Origin of the sequence: Bradyrhizobium sp. CCBAU 51745, from assembly GCF_028128715.1 — a bacterium.
In the GTDB taxonomy this organism is placed as follows: domain Bacteria; phylum Pseudomonadota; class Alphaproteobacteria; order Rhizobiales; family Xanthobacteraceae; genus Bradyrhizobium; species Bradyrhizobium manausense.
On record NZ_LBJP01000004.1, the window covers coordinates 152905 to 177663 of the forward strand.

The window sequence follows — 24759 nt, forward strand, 5'->3', positions numbered from 1 at the left end:
TGTTGCGGAACGGCGACCGAAGGTTTCATTCAAGCGGTCGTCGTTCCATTTCGGCTATAGGTGTCGAGCCTACCGCCCAGGACTGAAGGCCTTACGCAGGGATAGTACCATGCCGTCCGGCAGCGCAGACGTCTCCTCGATCCTTGACCGCATTCTCGATGCGGCCACGGACAATCTCAGGATCGCGAAGATCCTGGTCCAGATGGGCCTTGACCCCAACAACGTCACCTGGGACGCGATCTTCAACCGGCTGCTCGAGATCTTCGTCCACAACATCACGCTGGCCAATCTATTTGCGACGATCGGCGCCGGCTTCTTCGTCGCCACCCTCCTGATGCGGACGATGGTGCCCTTGCGCGTCGCCAACATGATCGGCTGCGCCTTCTTCGCCATTTTCGGCGCGCTCTCCGCCAATGTCTCGACGTTCCTGCTCTATCTCCTGATGCTTCCGATCAACGCCCTCCGGCTTCGTCAGATGCTCAAGCTGGTCAAGAAAGCGCGGCACGCCGCCGAAGGCGACATGTCGATCGAGTGGCTCAAGCCATTCATGACCGAGCGCAAATATCGCCGCGGCGACACCCTGTTCAAGCTCGGCGATCCGGCCCAGGAGATGCTCCTCACCGTGACCGGCAAGTTCCTGGTCAAGGAGATCGGCGTCGAGATCGGGCCCGGCGCGCTGATGGGAGAGCTCGGCTTCCTCACGCCCGACAACCGCCGCACCGGAACGATCGAATGCATCGAAGACGGCCAGGTGCTCACGATCACCTATGACCGCCTGCTCGAGATCTACTTCCAGGATCCGCAGTTCGGTTATTATTTCCTGGTGCTGACCAGCCAGCGCCTGCTGCAGAACATCGATCGCCTGCAGAAGCAGCTGGCCGCAGCGCGAACGGCGACCACGAACAAGATCGCCTGATCGTCCGCTCAGCTGAGCAGCAGCGCCATGCCGGGATCGCCCTTCTCCATCGCCCGACGATAGGCCGGACGCGCACTGACGCGGCCGAGATATTTGACCACGTTCGGACAACGCTGGAGATCATAGGGCTGGAAATAACGCATCGTGGTGAGCGTGAAGACCGTCATGATATCGGCCGTGGTGAAGTTGCTGCCTGCCAGATATTCGGCTTCGCGCACGCGCGCGTCGACAAGGTCGAAGGCACGGTCGACACGCGCCCTGATCGCGACCAGCATCGGATTGTCGTCAGTGAGCTTGAGCCGGTTCAGCAGCATCAGCCGGCCCATGCCGGCCTGCAAGGTGCCGTTGGCAAAGTGAAACCAGTACAGGAACTGCGCGAAATCGGGATCATCAGCGCGGAGCACGAGGCGGCCGTTGCCATATTTGGCGATGATGTAGTCGACGACGGCGCCGGATTCGGCCAGCACCAGATCGCCGTCGGTGATCACGGGCGCAGCGCCAATCGGATGCAGCGCCTTGTAGTCGGGCGGCGCCAGCATGGTGACGGAATCGCGCGCATAGCACTTCAGCTCATATGGGATCGCAAGCTCCTCGCAGACCCAGACGATGCGTTCGGATTGCGATTTGCCGAGGTGGTGGACGGTGAGCATAACGTCTCCTGAAGAGATGAAGCAAAACTGGCGCCACATCCTACCCTGTCATTGCGAGCGCAGCGAAGCAATCCAGACTGCCGCCGCCGTGGCTGACGCGGGCTGCGATCTTCTGCCAGCGCAAGGACTCGGTCGGCAGCGCCGGGGTCGCGTTGGTGATGCGCCAGGTCAATCGCAACACTGTGAGCAGCAGGATCACGTAGCCGATATCGGCGTGGATCGAGCGGTAGAAGAACTTGTCGGCGCGCGCCGGGATGTGATTCATCCACCAGCCGAAGCCGATCATGCCGATGATCGCCAGCGCCAGGCCCCAGTGAAACCACCGGGCGACGCTCCCCCAGCCATTCCCAGTGTTTCTGATCATGTCGGCTCCCGAAAACTTACGGGTATCCCAATCGCAGCGCAGCACGGCTGATAGCGGGTACAGGCGGCAGAGGTGAAATTGAATCGTTCCAAACTGGGCGCCGGCCGCCCCCGCCGCAAAACCGCCCCAAAAACCGAATGGTAACCATGGGGTCTTAAGGTAGCGACGTGACCAATTCCCCGACGATCCTGGTATTCGATTCCGGTCTTGGCGGCCTCACCGTGTTGCGTGAGGTCGTGGCGGCGCGCCCGGATGCGCATTATACCTACGTCGCCGACGACGCCTTCTTCCCCTATGGCCATCACAGCGAGGACGAGATCATCGCCCGCGTCGTGCCGCTGATGGGGGAGCTGATTGCCACGCACAAGCCCGACCTGGTGGTGATCGCATGCAACACCATGTCCGTTTCAGTCATGAGCCATTTGCGCGCCGCTTATCGCGTGCCGTTCGTCGGCACAGTGCCGGCGATCAAGCCGGCCTGCGCGCAGTCGAAGACCCGCCGCGTCTCCGTGCTCGGTACGAAAGCGACCGTCAAACGCGAGTACACCCAAGCGCTGATCCGGGATCACAGCCAAGGCTGCGAGGTGACGCTGGTCGGTTCGCCCGAACTCGCCACGCTCGCCGAGGCTGCGCTCAGCGGCACCACAGTCGACGACAGCGACATTTTCGCTGAGCTGAAACCTTGCTTCGTCGGAAACTCCGAGGATGCGACTGCGCGCACCGACACGATCGTGCTGGCCTGCACTCATTATCCGCTGCTGCTCGACCGGATGGAGCGGCTGGCGCCCTGGCCGGTCCAATGGATTGATCCGGCGCCTGCGATCGCCCGCCGCGTTTCCGACCTTCTCGGCCCGTACGGCTGCGGCATCGCGCAGACGGGCGCTGAGATGATTTTCACCTCGAACCGCGCGCATGGCCTTTCCGCCACGCTGACACCGTTCTTCGGCGGGCGCGCGGTCGCCTGACTTTGCGCGCCGGCGGCGTGCTGCTAGGCTTCGCGCATCGTTACCCCCGCGCAGGTCTTCACATGTCGGTCCCCGCAAAGCCGCTCAATCGCCTTCGCCAGATGTGGAGCGAAGGCCGCCCCGCCTTCGGCGCGATCGCAACGATCCCGAGCGTGCAGATGGTGCAGATCATGGCGCGCTCGCTCGACTGGATCATCGTGGATCTCGAGCACGGCCCGATCGGCCTCACCGAAGCGCATGCCATGATCGCCGCGACGACGGGAACGCCGTGCACGCCGCTGGTCCGGATCGCCGCGAACGAGCCGTGGCTTGCCAAAGCACCGATGGATATCGGCGCCTTCGGTATCAATTTCCCGATGATCACCAATCGCGACGAGGCCGAGAAAGCGGTGCGCAGCGTGCGCTATCCGCCGCGCGGCGACCGGCTCTGGGGGCCGTTCCACGCGCCGTTCCGCTGGGGCCAGTCAATGCCTGACTACATGGCCTCAGCCGATGACGAGATGATCTGCATGATCACCATCGAACATGTCGATGCCGTCAACCGCATCGACGAGATCATGGCGACACCAGGCGTCGATGTCGCGGTGATCGGCCCCGGCGATCTTGCCACGTCCATCAACAAGCGTGGTCAGATGGACGATCCGGAATTGCTGGCGCTGATCGCGCGGGCCGAGGCCGGCATCCTCAAAAGCGGCGTGCCGATCGGCGGCGTGGCGCGCACCGCCGACCAGGCCAACCAGCTCATTGACCGCGGCTACCGCGCCATCGCACTCGGCTTCGACTGGTCGCTGTTCCAGCGCGGCATCATGGCGGCGTTCGACGGGATCAGGCGCTGAACCGCCTGCCGGAGCCCGGGGTGGGCCGTGCCAGACGGAACAATGCTCAAGAAATGCTCGTTCTCGCCTTCAGCCGTCGCGGCGTGCTAGAGCAGGCGGCGCGCGGGGCCCCTCGCCGCCAGTCCCATGTGAGTCCGCGGGAACCGAAGGAACGATGCGCGGTCAACCCAAGAACATTTCCCTGCCGCGTCGCCTGATCATCGACCTGATGCACGCCTCGAGTGGCGTGCCGTTCGTGTCGCTCTCCCGCGCGCTCAATATCCGCCCCCTGCAGGAGGCCCGCGCGGGCGCGAGGGCGCCGGCCGGCTGGGCGGCCATGTTCGTCAAGGCTTTTGCCCTGGTGGCAAGGGATGAGCCGGTGCTGCGCACCGTCTACGCCAAATGGCCCCGGCCGACGCTCTATGAGCTCCCCAATAGCGTGGCGTCGGTGGCGATCGCCCGGCTCGAGAATGGCGAGGAATGCGTCATGCCGCAGCGGATCGCTGCGCCAGAGGTGATGACCCTGGTCGCGATCGATACCGAGATCCGGCGCGCCAAGACGGCCCCGGTCGCTGATATCCCCATGTTCCGTAAGGTCATGCGGGTCACCCGGCTACCGCTGCCGCTGCGGCGCCTGTTCTGGGCGGTGGGCCTGAATTTCGGCCGGCAGCGCGGCAATTGGTTCGGCAGCTTCGCGGTCAGCTCGGTGGCCGCCTATGGCGGCGGCGAGCTTCATCCCATCACACCCGGCCCGTTCATCGTCAGCTACGGCCTTGTCGAGCCGGACCAGACCATCCAGGTCGTAATCCGCTGGGACCACCGGGTGACGGACGCTGCCCCTATCGCCCGGGTCCTGACCCGGCTGGAACAGGTCCTGAACACTGAAATTGCTGCGGAATTGCGCGCGGCGGGCACCAAGCCGATCCGGGCGGTTGGGACGTGATCGTAGCGGTCATCCCGGGGCGGTGCGCAGCACCGAACCCGGGATCTCGAGATTCCGGGTTCACCCTGCGGGTGCCCCGGAATGACCGGGCTAAAGAATTGACAGCCAACCCCAAATTCCCCTAAAAGCCGCCTGCTCGCGGGCCGGTTTCGGCCCGCGAAGCGTTTCGCGACCCGTGGTCTGGTCCCTTAAGCTTTGGGGATCGGACCTGTCGGTGCCGGGAATCATCCCGTCACACAGGAGGGCGCGTTTCCTCAAACCATGCAACCGAAGAGGACGCGATGACTAAGCGCAGTGAGGCGAAGTACAAGATCGATCGCCGTATGGGCCAGAACATCTGGGGCCGCCCGAAGAGCCCCGTGAACCGCCGCGAGTACGGCCCCGGCCAGCACGGCCAGCGCCGCAAGGGCAAGCTCTCGGACTTCGGCGTGCAGCTGCGCGCCAAGCAGAAGCTGAAGGGCTACTACGCCAACATCTCCGAGCGCCAGTTCCACGGCATCTATGTCGAGGCCAGCCGCCTCAAGGGCGACACCGGCGAGAACCTGATCGGCCTGCTGGAGCGTCGTCTCGACGCGGTCGTGTATCGCGCCAAGTTCGTCTCGACGATCTTCGCCGCACGCCAGTTCATCAACCACGGCCACATCAAGGTGAACGGCCGCAAGGTCAACATCTCGAGCTACCAGGTCAAGGTCGGCGACGTCGTCGAGGTCAAGGAAGCCTCCAAGCAGCTCGCCCACGTTCTCGAAGCCAGCCAGCTCCCCGAGCGCGACACCCCCGACTATCTCGAAGTCGACCACGGCAAGATGACCGCAAAGTACGTGCGCATCCCCGCCCTCTCCGACGTGCCGTTCCCGGTGCAGATGGAGCCCCATCTGGTCGTCGAATTCTATTCGCGCTAAGATTTGAATGTCGAAAGGCCCCGGTTCGCCGGGGCCTTTTTGCTTAAGAGCCACATTTCAGTGGCCGCATCGCTTGAGGAGCCGTCGCATGCTCTACACCCCTCCCCCCGTCGATCCCAAGGCGCCGCCGGTGCGCATCAATCTGCTCTCGGACACGCAGACGAGGCCGACGGCTGCGATGCGCGAGGCGATGGCGCGGGCCGAAGTCGGCGACGAGCAGGTCGGCGACGATCCGACCGTGAATGCGCTGTGCGAGCGCGTCGCCGCGCTGATGGGTAAGGAAGCGGCGGTCTACATGCCGTCAGGGACGATGTGCAACGTCACCGCGACGCTGGTGCATTGCCGGCCCGGCGACGAGATCCTGGCGCATGAGACCGCGCACATCATCGCCCGCGAAGGCGGCGCGCATGCCGCGATCGGCGGCTTCCAGGTCACGCAGCTCAAGGGCCCCGACGGCCAGTTCACGCCGGAGACGCTCCGCAAGGCGCTGCATCCGCGCACGCGCTACCAGCCGACGCAGCGGGTCGTCAGCGTCGAGCAGACCGCCAACATCGGCGGCGGCACGATCTGGAAGAAGGCCGCGCTCGACGAGATCGTCGCGATCGCCAAACAGCACGGCCTTGTGACGCATATGGACGGCGCGCGCCTGCTGAACGCGACAGTGGCAAGCGGCATCTCGCCGCGCGACATGACCGCGGGCTGGGATTCGGCCTGGATCGATTTCTCCAAGGGCCTCGGCGCACCGATCGGCGGCGTGCTCGCCGGCACCCGCGAATTCATCGACGCGGTCTGGCAGTGGAAGCAGCGCCTTGGCGGCTCGATGCGGCAGGCTGGAATCTGCGCGGCCGCCTGTATCTACGCGCTCGACCATCACGTCGAGCGCCTCGCCGACGACCATGCCAATGCGCGCGCGCTCGCGCGCGGCCTGTCGCAGATCGCCGGCATCGAGGTCCAGGAGCCCGAGACCAACCTCGTGTTCTTCAAGCCCGACGGCGCCGGCATCCCCGGCGACAAGATGGTCGCGGCCCTCAGGCAGCGCGGCGTGACGCTCGCGATGATGGACGGCCGCATCCGCGCCTGCACCCATCTCGACGTCGACGCGGCGAAGATCGAGGAAGCCATCGGCTACGTGCGCGAGATCGTGCGCGCGGCGTGAGGCCTGGCCCCGCAGCCCGGATCGAGCGCAGCGAAATCCGGGACAGTTTCAGCGGCGAGAGTCCCCGGATTGCGCTTCGCTCCATCCGGGCTACGAAGGCAGCAAGACTACGTTCGTCGCCGCCCCATCGCCCGATAGATCAGTGTCTTCAGAGAGCGAGCGCCGCGAGGAGCGCGCGGCGCGCACATGTCAATTCTCCATGGCCTCATAGACCAAAAGCTTCAATGTCCGTTGGATGCGCTGGCGCTCGGTCGGGGTCTGCTCCAGCAGCACAAAGAACATGTCCTGCTTGCGATCGACCACCAAATAGCAACCGCTGGCGCCGTCCCACTTCAATTCGCCGAGATCGCCGGGCGGCGGCGGCTTGGCATTACCGGGATCGGTGCGCACGGCAAACCCAAGTCCCATGCCAAAACCGTCACCGGGAAAATAGAAGTAGTCCCGCTCAACGCCGGAGTCCTTGCCGGCATGGTCCGATGCCATCAGCTCGAACGTCTTCGGGCTGAGATAAGTCTTGCCCTCGAACGTTCCTCCATCGACCAGCATCTGCGCAAAGCGCGAAAAGTCCGCCATGGTCGAGACCATGCCGCCGCTGGCGGATTCCCACTTCTGGCGAACCTCAGTCCTGTACTCGCGGCCGACCCGGAAATTGCTGTCGTTCGGCAGCGGCTGGGCGAGCCGTTTCAGCCTCTCCGGTTCGGTGACGAAGAAGCCTGTATCGGTCATACCGAGCGGATCGAGCAGCTTTTCCTTCTCGAGTTCGAACAATGTCTTTCCGGACACGATCTCCATGATCCGCGCCAGAATGTCGGTGGAATGGCCGTACTGCCAGAGCGCGCCAGGTTGATTGTGCAGCGGCAGCTTGGCGATCCGCTCGGCAAACTCGGCGAGATCGAATTCGCCCGCGTAGATGTTGGCGTCGCGATAGGCCTTGCGAACCAGACTGTCGCCATAGAAGCCGTAGGTGATCCCGGAGGTATGGCGCAGCAGGTCGAGAATGGTAATGGGCCGGACCAGTGGTACCAGCTCGAGCGTCTTGGTGCCGTCTTCGGCCTTCTTCTCCTCACCGACCTTCACATTTGCAAAGGAGGGAATGTATTTCGAGACGGGATCGTCGAGCTTGATCTTTCCGTCCTGGATCAATTGCATCGCCACAACGGAGGTGATCACCTTGGTTAGCGACGACAGGCGGAAGATGGTCTTGTCGGTGATCGGCGCCTTGCTGACCACGTCCTGCACGCCGAAGGCTTCGTGATAGACGGGCTTGCCGTGCTGCTGGATCAGCACGGTCGCGCCGGCGATCTTGCCGGTCGCGACCTCGTTCTTGAAGAACTCGCTGACCTTGGCGAGCTTGTCCTGATTGAAATGTGCGCCGGCCGGAATCTCGTAGGTGCCCTCCGCGCGCGCCGACATCGTCCCAAACGAGACAAGCGCACCGCAGGCCAATGCAAATCGTCCAAAACGTGAAATCATATCCCCTCCCGGAACATGGCTGGCGGAGTGTACTGACCCAATTGTCAGGCACAAGGGCTGCCGTGCCGGGCCAGAACGTCCGCATGCAGGGCGGCGCTTGCCTCCGAGAAGCAGCAAAATATGACGTGGCCGACCGAGGGGGAGGCCGGCAGGGCTCCAATGGTCGTTTCGATCGCAATCTTCGCGGCCCGGCCGGCAGGAAAGCGGTAAATGCCGGTCGAAATCGCGGGGAAGGCCGCCGACGACAACTTGTGCTTGCCGCACAGTTCCATTGAGCGGCGGTAGCAGGAGGCGAGCAGATCGTCCTCACCCAGCGTACCACCGTTCCAGACCGGTCCCACGGTGTGGATCACGTGCGCGGCCTTGAGCCGGTAGCCTTTGGTGATCTTCGCATCGCCCGTCTTGCAGCCGTGGAGCATGCGGCATTCGGCCACCAGCTCCGGGCCGGCCGCGCGATGAATCGCACCATCGACGCCGCCTCCACCAAGAAGAGACGAGTTGGCGGCGTTGACGATGGCGTCAACGCCGAGGGTCGTAATGTCGGCGACGATGATTTCGAGCTGGACGTCGCCGATCCGGCGCCTCAGCACTGTCACGGATCAGGCCGCGACGACGACGCCCTTCTCGGAGAAGAGCTGCTGCAATTCGCCGGCCTGGAACATCTCACGCACGATATCGCAGCCGCCGATGAACTCGCCCTTCACATAGAGCTGCGGGATCGTCGGCCAGTTCGAATATTCCTTGATGCCGTTACGCAGCTCGGCGGATTCGAGCACGTTGAGGCCCTTATAACCGACGCCGATGTGGTCGAGGATCTGCACGACCTGGCCGGAGAAACCGCACTGCGGAAATTGCGGCGTCCCCTTCATGAACAGAACCACGTCGTTCGACTTCACTTCGTTGTCGATGAATTCCGCGATGCTCATATCCGTGTCCTTCTGGGGCAGAGCCCTCAATTATCAATCCGGGCCGGCTCAGCCGAGTTAACCCGATACCTGCCTATATATGTAGCCCAAACCGTTGTGCATCCAAAGTAAAATGGCAAAGAGCAGTCCCTGGACGTCAGGCCAGGGCGGCCCCGGCGCCATTGCATGATGACACGAATATCATCGCCGGGGAGGACTTTCATACCGTAACGGAGCCCCTATCTAGGACGAACCTTGGTTTTGGAACCTGGGTTCGCCAACAACGTTCTTTTGTCCTGTCTGGAGAAAAACGTGACGAAACAAGCCTCCGCTACGGCCGATCAGCCGCTTTCGTCACCCCCGGCCACCCCTGATGGCCTCGCGCAGGCGCTGGAGAGCGCGTTTCTGGCCGTTCGTGCCGAGACTGAGCGGCGCGCCGCGCCGCTCTCACCCGAGGACCAGCAGATCCAATCCATGCCGGACGCGAGCCCGGCGAAATGGCATCGGGCCCATACCACCTGGTTCTGGGAGCAGTTTCTGCTCGGCGAGCACGCGCCCGGGTACCGCCCCTTCCATCCCGACTTCGCCTTCCTGTTCAATTCCTATTACGTCAGCGCCGGTCCGCGCCACGCCCGCAATCATCGCGGCGACATCACGCGGCCCAGCGCCACCGAGGTCGGTGCCTATCGCAGCTATGTCGATGCCGCGATCGTCCAATTCTTCCGCAAGGCCGGCGAGGACAAGCTCCGCAAGATCGCGCCCCTGGTCGAAGTCGGGCTGAACCATGAGCAACAACATCAGGAGTTGATGGTCACCGACATCCTGCACGCCTTCGCGCAGAACCCGGTCTATCCGGCTTACGACAAGGACTGGCGATTTCCGGCCGGGACGCGCGCTGGCGAGGACTGGCTGACGCTCACCGAAGGCATCCACACCGTCGGCCATGTCGACGACAGCTTTCATTTCGACAACGAGAAGCCGGCGCATCGCGCGCTGGTCGGCCCGGTCAAGATCGCCCGCAATCTCGTCACCAACCGCGAATGGCTCGCCTTCATGCGCGACGGCGGCTACCGGCGTGCGACGCTGTGGCTGATGGACGGCTTCGCCGCGGCCAGCAAGGAAGACTGGCAGGCTCCAGGCCATTGGCGTGAGATCGACGGGCAGTGGCATGTGATGACGCTTGCCGGCGTCAAGCCGGTCGATCCGGACGCGGCGGTCTGCCACATCAGCTATTACGAGGCCGATGCGTTTGCGCGCTGGGCCGGAAAGCATCTGCCGACCGAGATGGAATGGGAGGTCGCGGCGCGCGCGGGGCAGCTCAACGATGCCTTCGGCATCGTCTGGCAATGGACGCGGTCGTCGTATTCGCCCTACCCCGGCTACCGCTCCGTAGAAGGCGCGCTCGGCGAGTACAACGGCAAGTTCATGGTCAACCAGCTGGTCCTGCGCGGCTCCTCGCTGGCAACACCTGACGGTCACAGCCGCGTCACCTACCGCAACTTCTTCTATCCGCATCACCGCTGGCAGTTCACGGGATTGCGGCTCGCCGACTACGACTAGTTCTCATCCGACGACAATACGCGCCGGACAGCGCGTTCAGGAGAGTATCATGAATGTGCACGCCAGCGCTTTGGCCGAAGCCCATCTCCCCGACGAGCAGACGACCGCCTTCGCCCGCGAGGCGATCGAGGACCTCTCGCAGCAGCCGAAGAAACTGTCGCCGAAATATTTCTATGACGCGACAGGATCTGAGCTGTTCGAGGCGATCACGCGACTGCCGGAATATTATCCGACGCGCACCGAGCTATCGATCCTGAGGGAACGCGGCAGCGAGATCGCAAAGATCATCCCCGGGAATGCCGCCCTGGTCGAGTTCGGCGCAGGCTCCACCACAAAAGTCCGCCTGCTGCTGAACCAGGCCAAATTCGCCGCCTATGTCCCGGTCGATATCTCCGGCGATTTCCTGCAGGCGCAGGCCAATGGGCTCAAGCGCGACTTCCCCTCGCTCGGGATCTATCCGGTTGCCGCCGACTTCACCACGCCGTTCGAGCTGCCGAAGGCGGTCGCATCAATGCCGAAGGTCGGCTTCTTCCCGGGCTCGACCATCGGCAATTTCGAGCCGCACGAAGCGCAGGCGTTCCTGAGGAGCGCCCGCCAGATCCTTGGCCAGGGCGCGCAGATGGTCATCGGCGCCGACCTGGAGAAGGAGGAGCGCCTGCTTCACGCCGCCTATAACGATGCGGCCGGCGTCACCGCGCGGTTCAACCTCAATGTGCTGGTGCGGATCAACCGCGAGCTCGGCGGCAATTTCGACATCTCCGCGTTCACCCATGGCGCGATCTACAATCACGAGCGGCACCGCATCGAGATGCACCTGATCAGCAAGAAGAGCCAGACCGTGCGCCTGCTCGGCACCAGCTTCTCGTTCCGGCCCGGCGAGAGCATTCACACCGAGAACAGCTACAAATACAGCCTGGAGCGCTTCGCCGCGCTGGCGCAAGGCGCCGGCTGGCGCGTGCGCGAGAGCTGGACCGATGCGGCGAAGATGTTCTCGGTGCACGCGCTGGAGGTCGCGGAGTAAAAGCTGCGGCGCGAGCATCCTGCGGCACATCCTTCGAGACGCCCGCCTGAGGCGGGCTCCTCAGGATGAGGACGGAGTATGCGGCACCAGTTTCAGCGGCACCGACGCCGGTTAGCCTCATCTTGAGGAGACCGCGCAAGCGGTCGTCTCGAAGAACGAGGAGCTTGTTCAGGTGGCCCCCGAGTCCTCAACCTCCTCCACCTTCGATCCCAGCGACACCGATTCCCACACCGCGACCACGATCATGATCACGCTGGTCGCGACCGACAGCCAGAGCGGCGACAGGTCCGCCGCGAACCACCACAGCGCCAGCAGCAGGATGATGCCGATGCCGTGGGAGAGCTGGAGGAAGCCGCGGATCGAGTGCTTGAACAGAATGGTGCCGACCAGAAACACCAGGGGACCGCCGATCGTGCTGACGACGGTGCGGACATCGGGATGCCCGGCGGGGTGCTTCAGCACCAGCTCGTCCGAGACGGCGGTGAGGATGATACCGGCGACGATCGGCATGTGCAGATAGGTGTAGGCAAGCCGCGCCACCCGGCCGGATTCGGCCGCTTTCGAGATCACCTCGGAGCCGGCTTCGGCGCCCTTGTGGAAATAGATCCACCACATCGCGATGCTCCCGACCAGGCACGTGACGAAAGCCAGGATATTGTCCGCGCTCCAAGTCAGCTCGGCGAAGGCCGCGCCATTGACGACGACGGCCTCGCCGAGTGCGATGATGATGAAGCCGGCACAGCGCTCGGCCATGTGGCCGCCCTCGACGGCCCAGGCCTCGACCGACGAGAAGCCGAGCTTGGGGACCCAGAAGCGGACCGCGGGCGAGACGTATTCGATTCCGAGCGCCACGATCCAGAACCACAGTCTCTCCTCGCCCTGGGCAAGACCGCCCAGGATCCAGAACACCGCAGAGCCGCAGAGCCAGACCAGAATGCGGATCGCATTGTGCCGCACGGCGGTGCGATGGCGAGGAGTCGCAAACAGCCAGAACGCGGTACGTCCAACCTGCATGGCCGCATAGGCGATGGCAAACCACAGGCCGCGGCCATCGAAGGCGGTCGGGATCGTGGTCGACAGCACGAGGCCGCCCAGCATCATCAGGAAGATCAGGATGCGGACCGGCGTCAGGTCGGGGTTGAGCCAGTTGGTGACCCAGGCCGTGTAGACCCACACCCACCACACCGCCAGGAACAGCAGGGTGACCTCGACCGCGCCAAGCGGCGTGAAGTGGTTCAGCAGCGTGTGCGAAACCTGCGTGACGGCGAAGACAAAAACCAGGTCGAAGAACAGCTCGGCATTGGTGACACGGCTCGGCCGGTTCGGCACGATGACGCGAAACATCGCGCCGCGCGGATTGTCCGCAGCCATCAGCGTCCCCGTCGCGCGATCAGGTCAGGTGCAATCTATTCAAGCACTTGGTACGCCGGTTTGCAGCGCCAGCGCATGCAGCACGCCGCCCATCTGGCCCTGCAGGGACCGATAGACGATCTGGTGCTGCTGGACGCGGGACTTGCCGCGGAAGGATTCCGAGATCACGGTCGCGGCATAGTGGTCGCCATCACCGGCGAGGTCACGGATGGTCACCTCGGCATCGGGGATCGCTGCCTTGATCATCGCCTCGATATCGTGGGCGTCCATGGGCATTCGGGTCTTGCTCCTTATGTCGGCTTACAGCGTGACGACTTGCAGCCTTGGCGTCGAATCATTTGCCGGGGTCCGGATCCGTAAAGCCGAACTTGCCGGCAGGACCAAACTTAGCGTGAACGGCCTTCTACGTCACGCTTTCCGGCACTATATCCCTGATCCCATCAGGATAAAGGCACGACAAAGTGCCGCGCGCGGCAGATTGATCGAAAAGGCGTGAAATCATGAAGCTTCCAGGCCCCGACCACCCCATCACCATCACCCAAAATCCCCGCCGCGTCCGCGTGACGGCGGGCGACATCGTGATCGCCGAGAGCACCAAGGCACTGACGCTGAAGGAGGCCAGATATCCGGCAGTTCAATATCTGCCGCGCGAAGACGCCAACATGGCGCTGCTGGAGCGCTCCGAGCGCACCACCCACTGCCCTTACAAGGGGGACGCCAGCTATTACAGCATCAAGGCCGACGGCAAGACGCTCGACAACGCCATCTGGACCTACGAGACGCCCTTCCCCGCGATGGCGGAGATTACGGGCCATCTCGCTTTCTATCCGGACAAGGTGAAGATCGAGGAAGTGGGGTAGTTGTTTGGTGCCGTCATTCCGGGGCGCGTCCTAGACGCGAACCCGGAATCTCGAGATTCCGGGTTCGATGCTTTGCATCGCCCCGGAACGACTCCTGTCGCTACGCCCTGAACACCGTAAGCCCGAGTATCAGCAGCACCAGGAAGATCACGACGAAGACGTAGAACAGGAAGCGGGCGATGTCGGCGGAGGCGGCGGAGATGCCGGTGAAGCCGAGCACACCGGCTACAATCGAGATCAGCAGGAATATCAGGGCCCATTTCAGGATCGTCATCGCCAGCTCCGCAACATTGGTGACCGCAATCGGTGGCCGCTCACCGTTTCGGGAACGCTAACTGCGTTGCGCGGAACTGGTTCCTAAGGCACGATGGAAGAATGTCGCGGCGCAAACTGCGCTTGCTGAATCGGGGTCCCGGCGCTAGGTCCGGCCGGGACGGAAACGCGACTGGGGCTGCCATGATGACCATGTCAACTTCTGCGACGATTGGCGCGGAAACGTATGCCGAGCCGAAGGCCAAGACGCGGAATTTATCGCTCGATCGCGCTCGCACCTTTCTGACGCTGGTGGTGCTGCTGCACCATGCCGTTATCCCCTACACCTATTTCGGTCATACCGACCCGAAGTTCTTCTTCGGCTTCGACATGGTCGTGCTGGCGACCGACAGCTTCTTCATGGCGATGTTCTTCTTCCTGTCGGGCCTGTTCGCCTGGTCGGGAATCGCTCGCAAGGGGCCGGCGAGCTATCTCGCCGACCGTATTCGTCGGCTCGGCATCCCGTTCGTGATCTGCGCATTCACGGTCATTCCGATCGCCTACTACGCGATCTCGCTGCGCAATAATCCGGAGATCGGATTTTCAGAGTTCTGGTGGACCACGATCACCAAAGGCCCGTGGCCATCAGGGCCGATCTGGTTTCTCTGGGTCTTGTTCGCCTTCGATCTGATCGCATGCCTGCTCTACAGTCTGCGGCCCAACCTGCTCGACCCGATCAATCGCCTGTCGGTGCGCGGACGGCGGCGACCCGCGGAATTCTTCGCGGTCATGCTGGCCGTGAGCGCCGCGTTCTACGTCCCCGGGCTGATGTATTTCGGACCCAGCAGCTGGTTCGAGTTCGGGCCGTTTTCGGTCCAGCACGGGCGCGTGATGCTCTATGCGACCTACTTCTTTTTCGGCGCCGGCATCGGCGTTGCCAATATGGATCGCGGGCTGCTCTCGGCTGAGGGCCGGATGGCGAAAGTGAGCTGGGAGTGGCTGGTCCTGGCCATCGTTCCGTATTGCCTGCTCTGGACGCTGATCTTCATCAAGCGAGAGATCCTCGGGAATCCGTCACCGCTGCCGAACTGGTATGAAGGACTTTACGCGGCCAACGTCACCGTCTTCAGCGTGGCCATCATGTTTCTGATCCTGGCCTTCTTCCAGCGGTTCAAACAATCCGGTTCGGCCAGGCTGCTCGATCCGATGCAGCGGGACGCCTTTGGCATGTTTTTGGTGCACTACCCGATCGCGCTTTGGCTGCAATACTGGCTGTTCGACTATGGCCTGCCAGCGATCGTCAAGGCGATGGTGGGATTCGTGCTGACAGTCGCGTTCAGTTGGGCGCTGACGCGCGCCTTGCGCCAAATCCCCGGGGCATCGAAGGTGCTGTGACCTTGTAGCCCGGATGGAGCGCAGCGCAATCCGGGTCTTGCCACAAACGACGATGGTCCCGGATTACGCTGCGCTCCATCCGGGCTACGAGTCTGATGCTGTGGTGGCGGTCTCAGGCCGCCTTCCCGCCCATATACTCCGGCAGCCAGCGCTCGAACGAGGCGCGCAGCGCATCGATCGTGACAGGCGTCTCTCCCGAGATCGCGATCGCATCGCCGCCGGTGGTGCCGATACGCACGCAAGGCACCTCGCAGCCGCGCATCTTGGCGAGCACGCGGCCGGCTTCGGTTTCCGGCACGGTGACGAGATAGCGCGCCTGGTCCTCGCCGAACCAATAGGCCTGCGAGACCAGCGAGGTCGGCGCTGCCAGCAGCTTTGCGCCGATGCCGCCCGCCATCGCCATTTCGGCCAGCGCAATCAGGAGCCCACCGTCGGAGAGGTCGTGCACCGCGGTCGCGGTGCCCGCATGGATCATGCCGCGCACGCAGTCGCCGTTGCGCTTCTCGGCAGCAAGGTCGACCGGCGGCGGCGCGCCCTCCTCGCGACCGCAGATGTCGCGCAAATAAACGGATTGGCCGAGCCAGCCATGGGTCTCGCCGACCAGCAGGATCGCCTCGCCCTCGGCCTTGAACGCCAGCGAAGCCGATTTGGTGAAGTCGTCGAGCAGGCCGACGCCGCCGATCGAGGGCGTCGGCAGGATCGCGCGGCCATTGGTCTCGTTGTAGAGCGAGACGTTGCCCGAGACGACCGGGAAATCGAGCGTGCGGCAGGCTTCCGAGATGCCCTTCAGGCAGCCGACGAACTGCCCCATGATTTCGGGTCGCTCAGGATTGCCGAAGTTGAGATTGTCGGTGATCGCGAGCGGCTTGCCGCCGACCGCGGTGATGTTGCGCCAGGCTTCCGCCACCGCCTGCTTGCCGCCTTCGAACGGGTCGGCCTCGCAATAGCGCGGCGTGACGTCGACGGTCAGCGCCAGCCCCTTCGGCCCGTCCTGCACGCGCACGACGGCGGCATCACCGCCGGGACGCTGCATGGTATTGCCGAGAATGACGTGGTCGTACTGCTCCCAGACCCAGCGCTTGCTGCACATGTCCGGTGTGCCGATCAGCTTCTCCAGGGCGGCACTAAGCGCCATCGGCGCCGGCACCTCGCGCGCATGCACGACCGGCAGCGCCTCGGACGGCACATGCGGCCGGTCATAGACCGGCGCTTCGTCGCCGAGCTCCTTGATCGGCAGATCGGCCATGACGTCGCCGCCATGCTTGACCACGAAGCGCTTGCTCGGGGTGGTGTAGCCGACCACCGCGAAGTCGAGGCCCCACTTTTTGAAGATCGCCTCGGCTTCCTTTTCCTTCTCGGGCTTGAGCACCATGAGCATGCGCTCCTGGCTTTCCGAGAGCATCATCTCGTAGGCGCTCATGCCGGTCTCGCGGGTCGGCACCGCGTCGAGATCGAGATCGACGCCGAGGTCGCCCTTGGCGCCCATTTCCACTGCCGAGCAGGTCAGGCCCGCGGCGCCCATGTCCTGGATCGCGATGACGCAGCCCTTCTCCATGATCTCGAGGCAGGCTTCCAGCAGCAGCTTCTCGGCGAAGGGATCGCCGACCTGCACGGTCGGGCGCTTCTCCTCGGACTTGTCGTCGAATTCGGCCGAGGCCATCGAGGCGCCGTGGATGCCGTCGCGGCCGGTCTTGGAGCCGAGATAGACGATCGGCATGTTCACGCCGGAGGCAGCCGCATAGAAGATCTTGTCGGCGTCGGCGAGGCCAACGGCCATGGCGTTGACGAGGATGTTGCCGTCATAGCGGGTGTGGAAGCGGACCTGGCCGCCGACGGTCGGCACGCCGAAGGAATTGCCGTAGCCGCCGACACCGGCGACCACGCCGGAGACGAGATGCCGGGTCCTGGCGTGCTCGGGCGCACCGAAGCTCAGCGCATTGAGGCAGGCGATCGGGCGCGCGCCCATGGTGAAGACGTCGCGCAGGATGCCGCCGACGCCGGTGGTCGCGCCCTGGTACGGCTCGATATAGCTCGGGTGGTTGTGGCTCTCCATCTTGAAGACCACGGCCTGGCCGTCGCCGATGTCGATCACGCCGGCATTCTCGCCGGGGCCCTGGATCACCCAGGGCGCCTTGGTCGGCAGGCCGCGCAGATGGATGCGCGAGGATTTGTAGGAGCAGTGCTCGTTCCACATCGCCGAGAAGATGCCGAGCTCGGTGAAGGTCGGCTCCCGTCCGATCAGCTTCAGGATGCGCTCATACTCGTCGGGCTTGAGCCCGTGGGCGGCAACCAGTTCGGGGGTGATCTTGGGTTCGTTCTTCATGGCTTCAGGAGCTTTCGGCGGCGGTTTGGCCGTTCTTAGGAAGATCGGACGGCTTCGAAAAGCCCTTTATGGCGCATTTTCCCGCTGTCCCACGTTTTGGAGGGCGGGCGGTCGCGGGAACAACAATTGCACGGCGTGGACGGATCGGATTTAAGGGCTAAAGACCCGCAATTGAAGGCCCATTTCCTTGCACGAATTGACCAAAACGCCCCCGCCCCACCGTCCCGACCTCCATGTCGCGACCGAGGGCGAATTCGCGGGCTGGCAGACCTGGATCCGCGACAGCTTTGAGAATCATATCGGCCCCTTCTGGCACCGCTTTGAGGCGGACGGCCGGGTCCGCTGCGCCTTCCGGGTTGAGAAAAAGCACCTCAACGGCTCCCAGAACGTCCATGGCGGCTGCTTCATGGCGTTCGCCGATTACTGCCTGTTCGCGATCGGCCGCCACGCCCTTCAAGGCAAGGGCGTGACCGTCAATTTCGCCTGCGAATTCCTCGATGCCGGCCATGAGGGCGAGCTGATCGAGTGCACCGGCGAGGTCACCCGTGCCGGCGGCTCGCTGATCTTTCTGCGCGGGGAGATGATGTCAGGGGAACGCCGCCTGTTCACGTTCTCCGGCACGATCAAGCGGGTGAAGCGGAAGCCGGCAGCGCCGCGGTGACCGTGCCGGCGCAACGGCAACTGCGCTCGCGCGGACGGCTATTGCTTGGCATCGTCCGCCAGCATCTTGCGGTACTTCTCGACGTCGCGCGTCACGAGCTTCTGAAGCATCTCGGGGGTGTGCTCGTCGGAGTCAGGTGCGACGGTCGAGAGGTCCGCAAAGCGCTTCTTCACCACCTCGGTTTCCACCGCGTTGCGCGCCGCCGCATTCAACTTGGCGATGATATCAGGCGGCGTGCCCTTGGGCGCGAACAGGCCGTTCCAGCCCTGCGCCTCGAATTCGGGCAGGCCCGCTTCAGTTGACGTCGGCAGATCGGGCAGCGTGGCAAGCCGCACCGTCGAGCCGACCACGAGCCCCTTCACCAGCTTCTCGTTGATCGACTGCGACACCGAGGCGGCCGCATCGCAGACCCCGTCGATCTGGCTGCCGATCGCGTCCGTCAGCGCAGGCGAAGCGCCGCGATAGCCGACCAGCGTCGCGTCGATCCCCGCCGCCGTGACAAAACTCTTGCAGATGAGGTAGTTCGACGAACCGACCCCGGCATGGCCGAGATTGATCTTGCCCGGATTGGCCTTGGCGTAGGCGATGAACTCCTTCAAATCCTTCGCAGGGAAATCCTTGCGCAGTGCGATGATGCCGAAGGTCTTGGCCACCATCGCGATCGGCGCGAACGACTCGGGCGTGAACGGCAGCTTGGGATAGATCGTGTAGGTCGCAGCATTCGTGCCGGCATTGCCGATGGCAATGGTGTAGCCGTCAGGCTCGGCGCGGGAGGCGCGGGCCAGCGCGGTCGAGCCACCGGCGCCCGCGACATTCTCGATCACGATGGACTGGCCGAGCGCCACGCTCATCTGCTCGGCGACGGTGCGCGCGATCACGTCCGACGTGCCGCCGGCCGCGAACGGCACGATCATGGTGATCGGACGCTTCGGAAAATCCTGCGCGAATGCCGCAGGCGTGAGCGCGAGCGCCGTGATCGCGGCGAGCGCACGCTTCACCATCACAGCGATCACGCGGCCTTTTCCAGATGCGCCGTGAGGCCTGCAAACAGCCCGCGGCCGTCGGTGCAGCCCATGATGTCTTCGACGTGGTTTTCGGGATGCGGCATCATGCCGAGCACGTTGCCCTTGTCGTTGAGAAGGCCGGCAATGGAATGCGCCGCACCGTTGATGTTGTTGGCCTCGTCGACCACGCCATCAGCCGAGCAGTAACGATAGAGCACGCGCCCCTCGCCCTCGATGCGCTTGATGGTCTCTTCATCCGCCTCGTAATTGCCCTCGCCATGGGCGACCGGCACGCGGATGACCTGGCCGGCATTGTAGCCGCGCGTAAACGGCGTGTCGGAACGCTCGACGCGCAGATGCACGTCCTTGCAGATGAATTTCAGCCGCGCATTGCGCATCAGCACGCCCGGCAGCAGGCCGGACTCGCAGAGGATCTGAAAGCCGTTGCAGACGCCGAGCACGAGGCCGCCCTTGGCCGCATAGTCGCGCACCGCATCCATCACCGGCGCCCGCGCCGCGATCGCGCCACAGCGCAAGTAATCGCCGTAGGAGAAGCCGCCCGGCACGACAACGAGGTCGGTGCCCGCAGGCAGCGAGGTCTCGGCATGCCACACCATCGCCGGCTCATGGCCCGAGATCAGCCTCAACGCCCGCGCCATGTCGCGCTCGCGGTTGATGCCGGGGAAGACGAGGATGGCGGCTTTCATGCTTCGGGTTCCGACGATGGCTGGAATCGGTGGCCTGGCGGCCAATTCGTCAGGAGACATAGCCATTTGACGGGAATTTTACCAGTGCTAGCCTTGCGCAATGGCCTTGTACACAGGCCATAGCCAGGGCGGGTGAGCCCGACGGTTTTGCCCGGGATTGATGCCATGAATGTCCCGTCACGGCCCACCTCTCCTGCCGAACCAGTGCCCACCGAGGGTGTCGTCGCTGCCGGCGCCTATGTAGACGGCAGGCGCGTCGCCAATATCGCCATCGAGGAGGCCGCAAGCTGGCGGGCCAAGCCGGGCCACGTGGTCTGGATCGGATTGCACGAGCCCGACATGGCGCTGCTTGCCGCCGTGCAGAAGCAGTTCGACCTGCACGAGCTCGCCATCGAGGACGCCAACCACGCCCATCAGCGGCCGAAGATCGAGCAATATGGCGAGGCCCTGTTCATCGTCGCGCGCACAGCGCAACTGATCGAGGGCCGGATCGCCTTCGGCGAGACCCACATCTTCGTCGGCGAAGGCTATCTGGTCTCGGTGCGTCATGGCCCTTCGACGTCCTACACACCGGTGCGCGAGCGCTGCGAAAGCTGTCCGCGGGCGCTCGCCCGCGGCGAGGATTACATCCTCTATGCGATCCTCGATTTCATCGTCGACAATTATTCGCCCGTGCTCGAGAGCATTCACGACGAGGTCGAGGGCATCGAGGAAGACGTGCTCTCCAAGCCGATCACCAAGGCGCAGATCGAGCGCCTGTACATGCTGCGCCGCGACCTCTTGCGGCTGCGCAACGCGATCGGCCCTTTGGTCGAAGTCTGCCGCCGGCTGGAGCATGACGAGCTGTCGATGGTGCGGCAGGCCATGCAGCCGCTGTTCCGCGACGTCACCGACCACGTCCGTAATATCCAGGAGCGCATCGATTCCATGCGCGAGGTGCTGGCCTTCGCGTTCGAGGCGAGCCTTCTGGTCGGCCAGGCGCAGGAGACGGCGGTGTCGAAGAAGCTCGCCTCATGGCTTGCGATCCTCGCCGTCCCCACTGCCGTCGCCGGCATCTACGGGATGAACTTCAAATACATCCCCGAGCTGCAATGGGAGTACAGCTACTTCGTCGTCATGGGGCTGATGGCGCTCGCCTGCGCCGGCCTGTACTGGCGCTTCCGCCGCGTCGGCTGGCTGTGATGCGAGCAGCTTCGTAGCCCGGATGGAGCCATCCGGGCTACGGCCGCACCTAAACTCAGACGATCTCGACGCGATAGTTCTCGATCACGGTATTCGCCAGCAGCTTGTCGGCGGCGTCCTTCAGCGCTGCTTGGGCCTTGGCCTTGTCGGCACCGGCGAGCTCGATGTCGAACACCTTGCCCTGGCGGACGCTGGCGACGCCGTCGATGCCGAGCGACTTCAGCGCGCCTTCGATGGCCTTGCCCTGCGGATCGAGGATGCCCGTCTTCAGGGTAACGGTAACACGTGCCTTCACGTCGATATTCCTCTTAGCTCTTCACCAGTACGGGACCCGTGCCCTGCGGACGTTCGTTCTCCATGAGAATGCCGAGGCGCTTTGCCACTTCCGTGTAAGCCTCGAGCAGGCCGCCGAGATCCCTGCGGAAACGGTCCTTGTCGAGCTTCTCGTTCGACTTGATGTCCCAGAGGCGGCAGCTGTCCGGCGAGATCTCGTCGGCGACGATGATGCGCATCATCTCGTTCTCGAACAGGCGCCCGCACTCCATCTTGAAGTCGACGAGGCGGATGCCGATGCCGAGGAAAAGGCCGGTGAGGAAATCGTTGACGCGAATGGCGAGCGCCATGATGTCGTCGATCTCCTGGGGCGTGGCCCAGCCGAACGCGGTGATGTGCTCTTCCGACACCATGGGGTCGTTGAGCTGGTCGTTCTTGTAGTAGAACTCGATGATCGAACGGGGCAGCTGGGTGCCCTCCTCGATGCCGAGGCGCTGCGACAGCGAGCCGGCGGCAACGTTCCGCACCACCACTTCCAGCGGCACGATCTCGACCTCGCGAATCAACTGCTCGCGCATGTTGAGGCGGCGAATGAAGTGGGTCGGCACCCCGATGTCGTTGAGGTGCTGAAACAGGTACTCCGAGATCCGGTTGTTGAGGACACCCTTGCCCTCGATCACCTGATGCTTTTTCGCGTTGAACGCGGTGGCGTCGTCCTTGAAGTGCTGGATCAGGGTACCGGGCTCGGGACCTTCGTAAAGAACCTTTGCCTTGCCTTCATAAATGCGACGCCGACGGCTCATTGGGATGTACCGTGTTTTGTTGAAATCCATGTATTTGGTGTGCTCCGGTTACCAGGTTACGACCCACAGCGGAGCTGCCGTGAACGGCCGGGAACCCATCTATAACCCAAGGAAAACCTGAGGAAACAGAACGGGAACCAAGCCTTCAGGCAACCTATCCGATTGGCTGTCTCAGCACAATCGATCCGGCCCATCCGACGCTGACTTATACCGCCTTGCCTGCGGCTTTACGGCTCGTTGTTTCGCCGATCCTGCCCTTTATCTAGGCATGAGCAGGGCCCCTCGCAACGAGGGCTCCCGCGTCCAGTAGCCCCTCCAGGAATCGGAATACGTATGAGCGAATTCAACAAGCGCGAAGAAGGCTTTGAGAAGAAGTTTGCCCTCGACGAGGAGCAGAAGTTCAGGGCGGAGGCCCGCCGCAACCGGCTGCTGGGGCTGTGGGCGGCCGAAAAGCTCGGAATCACGGGCGAAGACGCCGCCGCCTATGCCCGGGAGGTGGTCGCTGCCGATTTCGAGGAGGCCGGCGATGGCGACGTGCTGCGCAAGGTCATGGCCGATTTCGCCGCCGGGAACGTGGCCCTCACCGAACAGGCGATTCGGGCCAAGATGAGCGAGCTGATCGCGGTCGCGGCCGCCGATGTGAAGGCCGGCAAGTAAGCTTAACGGCGAGCGGCGGGCTGCTCGTCCTCCCGGGCTTGCAGCCGGCCCCCGGCGGTGCCAAATGGGCGGCATGTCTCAGGATCACATCTCCAACGTCCTCGCCCAACGCTATGCCTCGCCCGCCATGCGCGCCATCTGGAGCGGCGAAGGCAAGGTCCGCCTCGAACGCGACTACTGGATCGCCGTGCTGAAAGGCCAGCGCGACCTCGGTATCCCGGTGCCAGATGGCGTGATCGAGGCTTATGAGCGCGTCAAGGACCAGGTCGACCTCGACTCCATCATGCGGCGCGAGCGCATCACCCGCCACGACGTCAAGGCCCGGATCGAGGAGTTCTGCGATCTCGCCGGTCACGAGCACCTGCACAAGGGCATGACCAGCCGCGACCTCACCGAGAACGTCGAGCAGCTCCAGGTCTATCGCGGGCTCCAGCTGATCGAGACCAAGAGCATCGCCGCCCTCATTCGCTTTGCCAAGCACGCCAAGCAATTCCGCGACATGCCGTTCACGGCGCGCACGCACAACGTCGCCGCACAGGTCACCACGCTCGGCAAGCGCATCGCCATGTTCGGCGAGGAGATGCTGGTGGCGCATCAGAGCCTCGTCAGCGTGCTCGACAGCTATCCCGCGCGCGGCCTGAAGGGCGCCGTCGGCACCAGGCTCGACCAGATCACGCTGTTCAACGGCGATGCCGGCAAGGCGCGCGCGCTCGAGAAGCAAATTCTCAAGCATCTCGGCCTGCCCAGGAGTTTTGACGCAGTCGGCCAGGTCTATCCGCGCAGCCTCGACTTCCGCGCCGTCAGCGTGCTGACCGAGCTCGCCAGCGGTCCAGGTAATTTCGCCAAGACGCTGCGCCTGATGGCGGGCCATGAGCTCGCCAGCGAAGGCTTTGCCAAGGGCCAGGTCGGTTCCTCCGCGATGCCGCACAAGATGAACAGCCGCTCCTGCGAGCGCATCAACGGCCTGCATGTGGTGCTGAAGGGCTATCTCGCGATGGCCGCAGGCCTTGCCGGCGACCAGTGGAACGAGGGCGACGTCTCCTGCTCCGTGGTCCGCCGCGTCATGCTGCCGGACGCCTTCCTCGCCATGGACGGCCTGCTCGAGACCCTGCTCTCGGTGCTCGACCAGATGGAAATTTTCGACGCCGTCGTCGCCACCGAGCTCAACCGCTATCTGCCCTTCCTGCTCACCACCACGGTGATGATGGAAGCGGTGAAGAAAGGCGCGGGCCGCGAAGGCGCGCATGAAGCGATCAAGGAGCACGCGGTCGCGGCCATCCGCGACCTGCGCACCGGCAAGATCGTGCAGAACGATCTGCTCAAGCGTCTCGCCGCCGACCAGCGCCTCGGCCTCGGCGAAGCCGAGCTCGCCCGCGTGCTCGAGCACGGCCGCGCCAATTCCGGCGACGCCGGCGCCCAGGTCGACTATTTCGCCGAGCAGGTCGACGCGCTGGCAAAGGCGAAGCCTGAAGCGGCGAAATACACGCCGGGCGCGATTCTGTAAGTGAACACGATGGCCTGCGGACTTGCTCCGCCTCTCCCGCTTGCGGGAGAGGCCGATACGCCCCGGGCGATGCGAAGCATCGTCCCGTGCGTGGCGGGTG

The 24759-nt window shown here is 63.9% G+C and carries 26 protein-coding genes and 1 pseudogene; 14 read left to right on the forward strand and 13 right to left on the reverse strand.

Annotation, left to right across the window (positions count from 1 at the left end; all coding sequences use genetic code 11):
• Positions 1 to 109 precede the first annotated feature (109 nt).
• On the forward strand, positions 110 to 916 hold the full coding sequence (locus tag XH98_RS05935; RefSeq protein ID WP_057748943.1) for a Crp/Fnr family transcriptional regulator: 807 nt from the start codon (positions 110 to 112) through the stop codon (positions 914 to 916).
• Positions 917 to 924: 8 nt separating this feature from the next.
• On the opposite strand, the gene XH98_RS05940 is transcribed toward XH98_RS05935, so the two are convergent.
• Both XH98_RS05940 and XH98_RS05945 read right to left on the reverse strand, forming a co-directional pair.
• A complete protein-coding gene (locus tag XH98_RS05940) occupies positions 925 to 1566 on the reverse strand; it encodes a glutathione S-transferase family protein (RefSeq protein WP_271618066.1) in 642 nt (213 codons plus the stop codon).
• Positions 1567 to 1651: 85 nt separating this feature from the next.
• Positions 1652 to 1930, reverse strand: a pseudogene (locus XH98_RS05945) (cytochrome b); the annotation flags it as partial.
• A 167-nt stretch (positions 1931 to 2097) separates the two neighbouring features.
• Between XH98_RS05945 and murI the strand changes: the two are divergent.
• From murI to XH98_RS05970, 5 genes are all read left to right on the forward strand, one after another.
• Positions 2098 to 2895 carry a glutamate racemase gene (murI, locus tag XH98_RS05950; RefSeq protein ID WP_271618067.1) on the forward strand — a complete coding sequence of 266 codons (798 nt, stop codon included), beginning with the start codon at positions 2098 to 2100 and terminating at the stop codon, positions 2893 to 2895.
• Positions 2896 to 2957: 62 nt separating this feature from the next.
• Positions 2958 to 3731 (forward strand): HpcH/HpaI aldolase family protein, encoded by a 774-nt coding sequence (locus XH98_RS05955; protein WP_271618068.1) that lies wholly within the window; start codon positions 2958 to 2960, stop codon positions 3729 to 3731.
• A 154-nt stretch (positions 3732 to 3885) separates the two neighbouring features.
• Positions 3886 to 4653, forward strand: a complete 768-nt coding sequence (locus XH98_RS05960; RefSeq protein WP_271618069.1) for an acyltransferase — start codon at positions 3886 to 3888, stop codon at positions 4651 to 4653.
• A 281-nt stretch (positions 4654 to 4934) separates the two neighbouring features.
• Entirely contained in the window at positions 4935 to 5552 is a 618-nt protein-coding gene (rpsD, locus tag XH98_RS05965; RefSeq protein WP_057747316.1) for a 30S ribosomal protein S4, read from the forward strand.
• Positions 5553 to 5640: 88 nt separating this feature from the next.
• The gene (locus XH98_RS05970) at positions 5641 to 6708 is read left to right on the forward strand and encodes a threonine aldolase family protein (protein ID WP_271597074.1); all 1068 of its coding nucleotides are present in this window, start codon (positions 5641 to 5643) and stop codon (positions 6706 to 6708) included.
• Positions 6709 to 6897: 189 nt separating this feature from the next.
• Here XH98_RS05970 and XH98_RS05975 read toward each other — a convergent pair whose 3' ends face one another.
• From XH98_RS05975 to grxD, 3 genes are read right to left on the reverse strand one after another with little or no spacing between them, the layout of a single operon-like run.
• On the reverse strand, positions 6898 to 8181 hold the full coding sequence (locus XH98_RS05975; protein ID WP_271618070.1) for a serine hydrolase domain-containing protein: 1284 nt from the start codon (positions 8179 to 8181) through the stop codon (positions 6898 to 6900).
• 44 nt (positions 8182 to 8225) lie between these two features.
• Complete coding sequence (locus XH98_RS05980; RefSeq protein ID WP_271618071.1) at positions 8226 to 8777, reverse strand: O-acetyl-ADP-ribose deacetylase; 552 nt, start codon at positions 8775 to 8777, stop codon at positions 8226 to 8228.
• 3 nt (positions 8778 to 8780) lie between these two features.
• Entirely contained in the window at positions 8781 to 9107 is a 327-nt protein-coding gene (gene grxD / locus XH98_RS05985) for a Grx4 family monothiol glutaredoxin (RefSeq protein WP_018647423.1), read from the reverse strand.
• 240 nt (positions 9108 to 9347) lie between these two features.
• Here grxD and egtB point away from each other — a divergent pair, with 240 nt between their 5' ends.
• Together egtB and egtD are read left to right on the forward strand one after the other, a co-directional pair.
• Entirely contained in the window at positions 9348 to 10646 is a 1299-nt protein-coding gene (gene egtB / locus XH98_RS05990) for an ergothioneine biosynthesis protein EgtB (RefSeq protein ID WP_271618111.1), read from the forward strand.
• A 49-nt stretch (positions 10647 to 10695) separates the two neighbouring features.
• Entirely contained in the window at positions 10696 to 11667 is a 972-nt protein-coding gene (gene egtD, locus XH98_RS05995) for an L-histidine N(alpha)-methyltransferase (RefSeq protein ID WP_271618072.1), read from the forward strand.
• Positions 11668 to 11835: 168 nt separating this feature from the next.
• Here egtD and XH98_RS06000 read toward each other — a convergent pair whose 3' ends face one another.
• Complete coding sequence (locus tag XH98_RS06000; protein ID WP_271618073.1) at positions 11836 to 13038, reverse strand: low temperature requirement protein A; 1203 nt, start codon at positions 13036 to 13038, stop codon at positions 11836 to 11838.
• 39 nt (positions 13039 to 13077) lie between these two features.
• Positions 13078 to 13314, reverse strand: a complete 237-nt coding sequence (locus XH98_RS06005; protein ID WP_057747323.1) for a BolA/IbaG family iron-sulfur metabolism protein — start codon at positions 13312 to 13314, stop codon at positions 13078 to 13080.
• A gap of 224 nt (positions 13315 to 13538) precedes the next feature.
• Between XH98_RS06005 and XH98_RS06010 the strand changes: the two genes are divergently transcribed.
• The gene (locus tag XH98_RS06010; RefSeq protein ID WP_057747324.1) at positions 13539 to 13898 is read left to right on the forward strand and encodes a DUF427 domain-containing protein; all 360 of its coding nucleotides are present in this window, start codon (positions 13539 to 13541) and stop codon (positions 13896 to 13898) included.
• A 100-nt stretch (positions 13899 to 13998) separates the two neighbouring features.
• On the opposite strand, the gene XH98_RS06015 is transcribed toward XH98_RS06010, so the two are convergent.
• Positions 13999 to 14172: a DUF1328 domain-containing protein gene (locus XH98_RS06015; RefSeq protein WP_083514194.1), complete on the reverse strand. Its 174-nt coding sequence runs from the start codon at positions 14170 to 14172 to the stop codon at positions 13999 to 14001.
• A 182-nt stretch (positions 14173 to 14354) separates the two neighbouring features.
• Between XH98_RS06015 and XH98_RS06020 the strand changes: the two genes are divergently transcribed.
• Positions 14355 to 15545, forward strand: coding sequence for an acyltransferase family protein (locus XH98_RS06020; protein ID WP_271618074.1), 1191 nt, complete (start codon positions 14355 to 14357; stop codon positions 15543 to 15545).
• A 112-nt stretch (positions 15546 to 15657) separates the two neighbouring features.
• On the opposite strand, the gene purL is transcribed toward XH98_RS06020, so the two are convergent.
• Complete coding sequence (purL, locus tag XH98_RS06025) at positions 15658 to 17868, reverse strand: phosphoribosylformylglycinamidine synthase subunit PurL (protein WP_271618075.1); 2211 nt, start codon at positions 17866 to 17868, stop codon at positions 15658 to 15660.
• 187 nt (positions 17869 to 18055) lie between these two features.
• Between purL and XH98_RS06030 the strand changes: the two genes are divergently transcribed.
• The gene (locus XH98_RS06030) at positions 18056 to 18529 is read left to right on the forward strand and encodes a PaaI family thioesterase (protein ID WP_271618076.1); all 474 of its coding nucleotides are present in this window, start codon (positions 18056 to 18058) and stop codon (positions 18527 to 18529) included.
• 38 nt (positions 18530 to 18567) lie between these two features.
• On the opposite strand, the gene XH98_RS06035 is transcribed toward XH98_RS06030, so the two are convergent.
• Both XH98_RS06035 and purQ read right to left on the reverse strand, forming a co-directional pair.
• Positions 18568 to 19530 (reverse strand): tripartite tricarboxylate transporter substrate binding protein BugD, encoded by a 963-nt coding sequence (locus XH98_RS06035; protein WP_442868551.1) that lies wholly within the window; start codon positions 19528 to 19530, stop codon positions 18568 to 18570.
• Positions 19531 to 19538: 8 nt separating this feature from the next.
• Positions 19539 to 20240 (reverse strand): phosphoribosylformylglycinamidine synthase subunit PurQ, encoded by a 702-nt coding sequence (gene purQ, locus XH98_RS06040; RefSeq protein WP_057747329.1) that lies wholly within the window; start codon positions 20238 to 20240, stop codon positions 19539 to 19541.
• 165 nt (positions 20241 to 20405) lie between these two features.
• On the opposite strand from purQ, the gene XH98_RS06045 reads away from it, so the two are divergent.
• Positions 20406 to 21422, forward strand: a complete 1017-nt coding sequence (locus XH98_RS06045) for a magnesium and cobalt transport protein CorA (RefSeq protein WP_271597081.1) — start codon at positions 20406 to 20408, stop codon at positions 21420 to 21422.
• Positions 21423 to 21477: 55 nt separating this feature from the next.
• Here XH98_RS06045 and purS read toward each other — a convergent pair whose 3' ends face one another.
• Positions 21478 to 21717 (reverse strand): phosphoribosylformylglycinamidine synthase subunit PurS, encoded by a 240-nt coding sequence (purS, locus tag XH98_RS06050; RefSeq protein ID WP_057747331.1) that lies wholly within the window; start codon positions 21715 to 21717, stop codon positions 21478 to 21480.
• Positions 21718 to 21730: 13 nt separating this feature from the next.
• A complete protein-coding gene (gene purC, locus XH98_RS06055; protein WP_172782948.1) occupies positions 21731 to 22498 on the reverse strand; it encodes a phosphoribosylaminoimidazolesuccinocarboxamide synthase in 768 nt (255 codons plus the stop codon).
• 333 nt (positions 22499 to 22831) lie between these two features.
• Between purC and XH98_RS06060 the strand changes: the two genes are divergently transcribed.
• On the forward strand, positions 22832 to 23155 hold the full coding sequence (locus XH98_RS06060) for a DUF1476 domain-containing protein (protein ID WP_271618078.1): 324 nt from the start codon (positions 22832 to 22834) through the stop codon (positions 23153 to 23155).
• Positions 23156 to 23219: 64 nt separating this feature from the next.
• Positions 23220 to 24659 carry an adenylosuccinate lyase gene (gene purB / locus XH98_RS06065; protein WP_271597083.1) on the forward strand — a complete coding sequence of 480 codons (1440 nt, stop codon included), beginning with the start codon at positions 23220 to 23222 and terminating at the stop codon, positions 24657 to 24659.
• Positions 24660 to 24759: the final 100 nt, after the last annotated feature.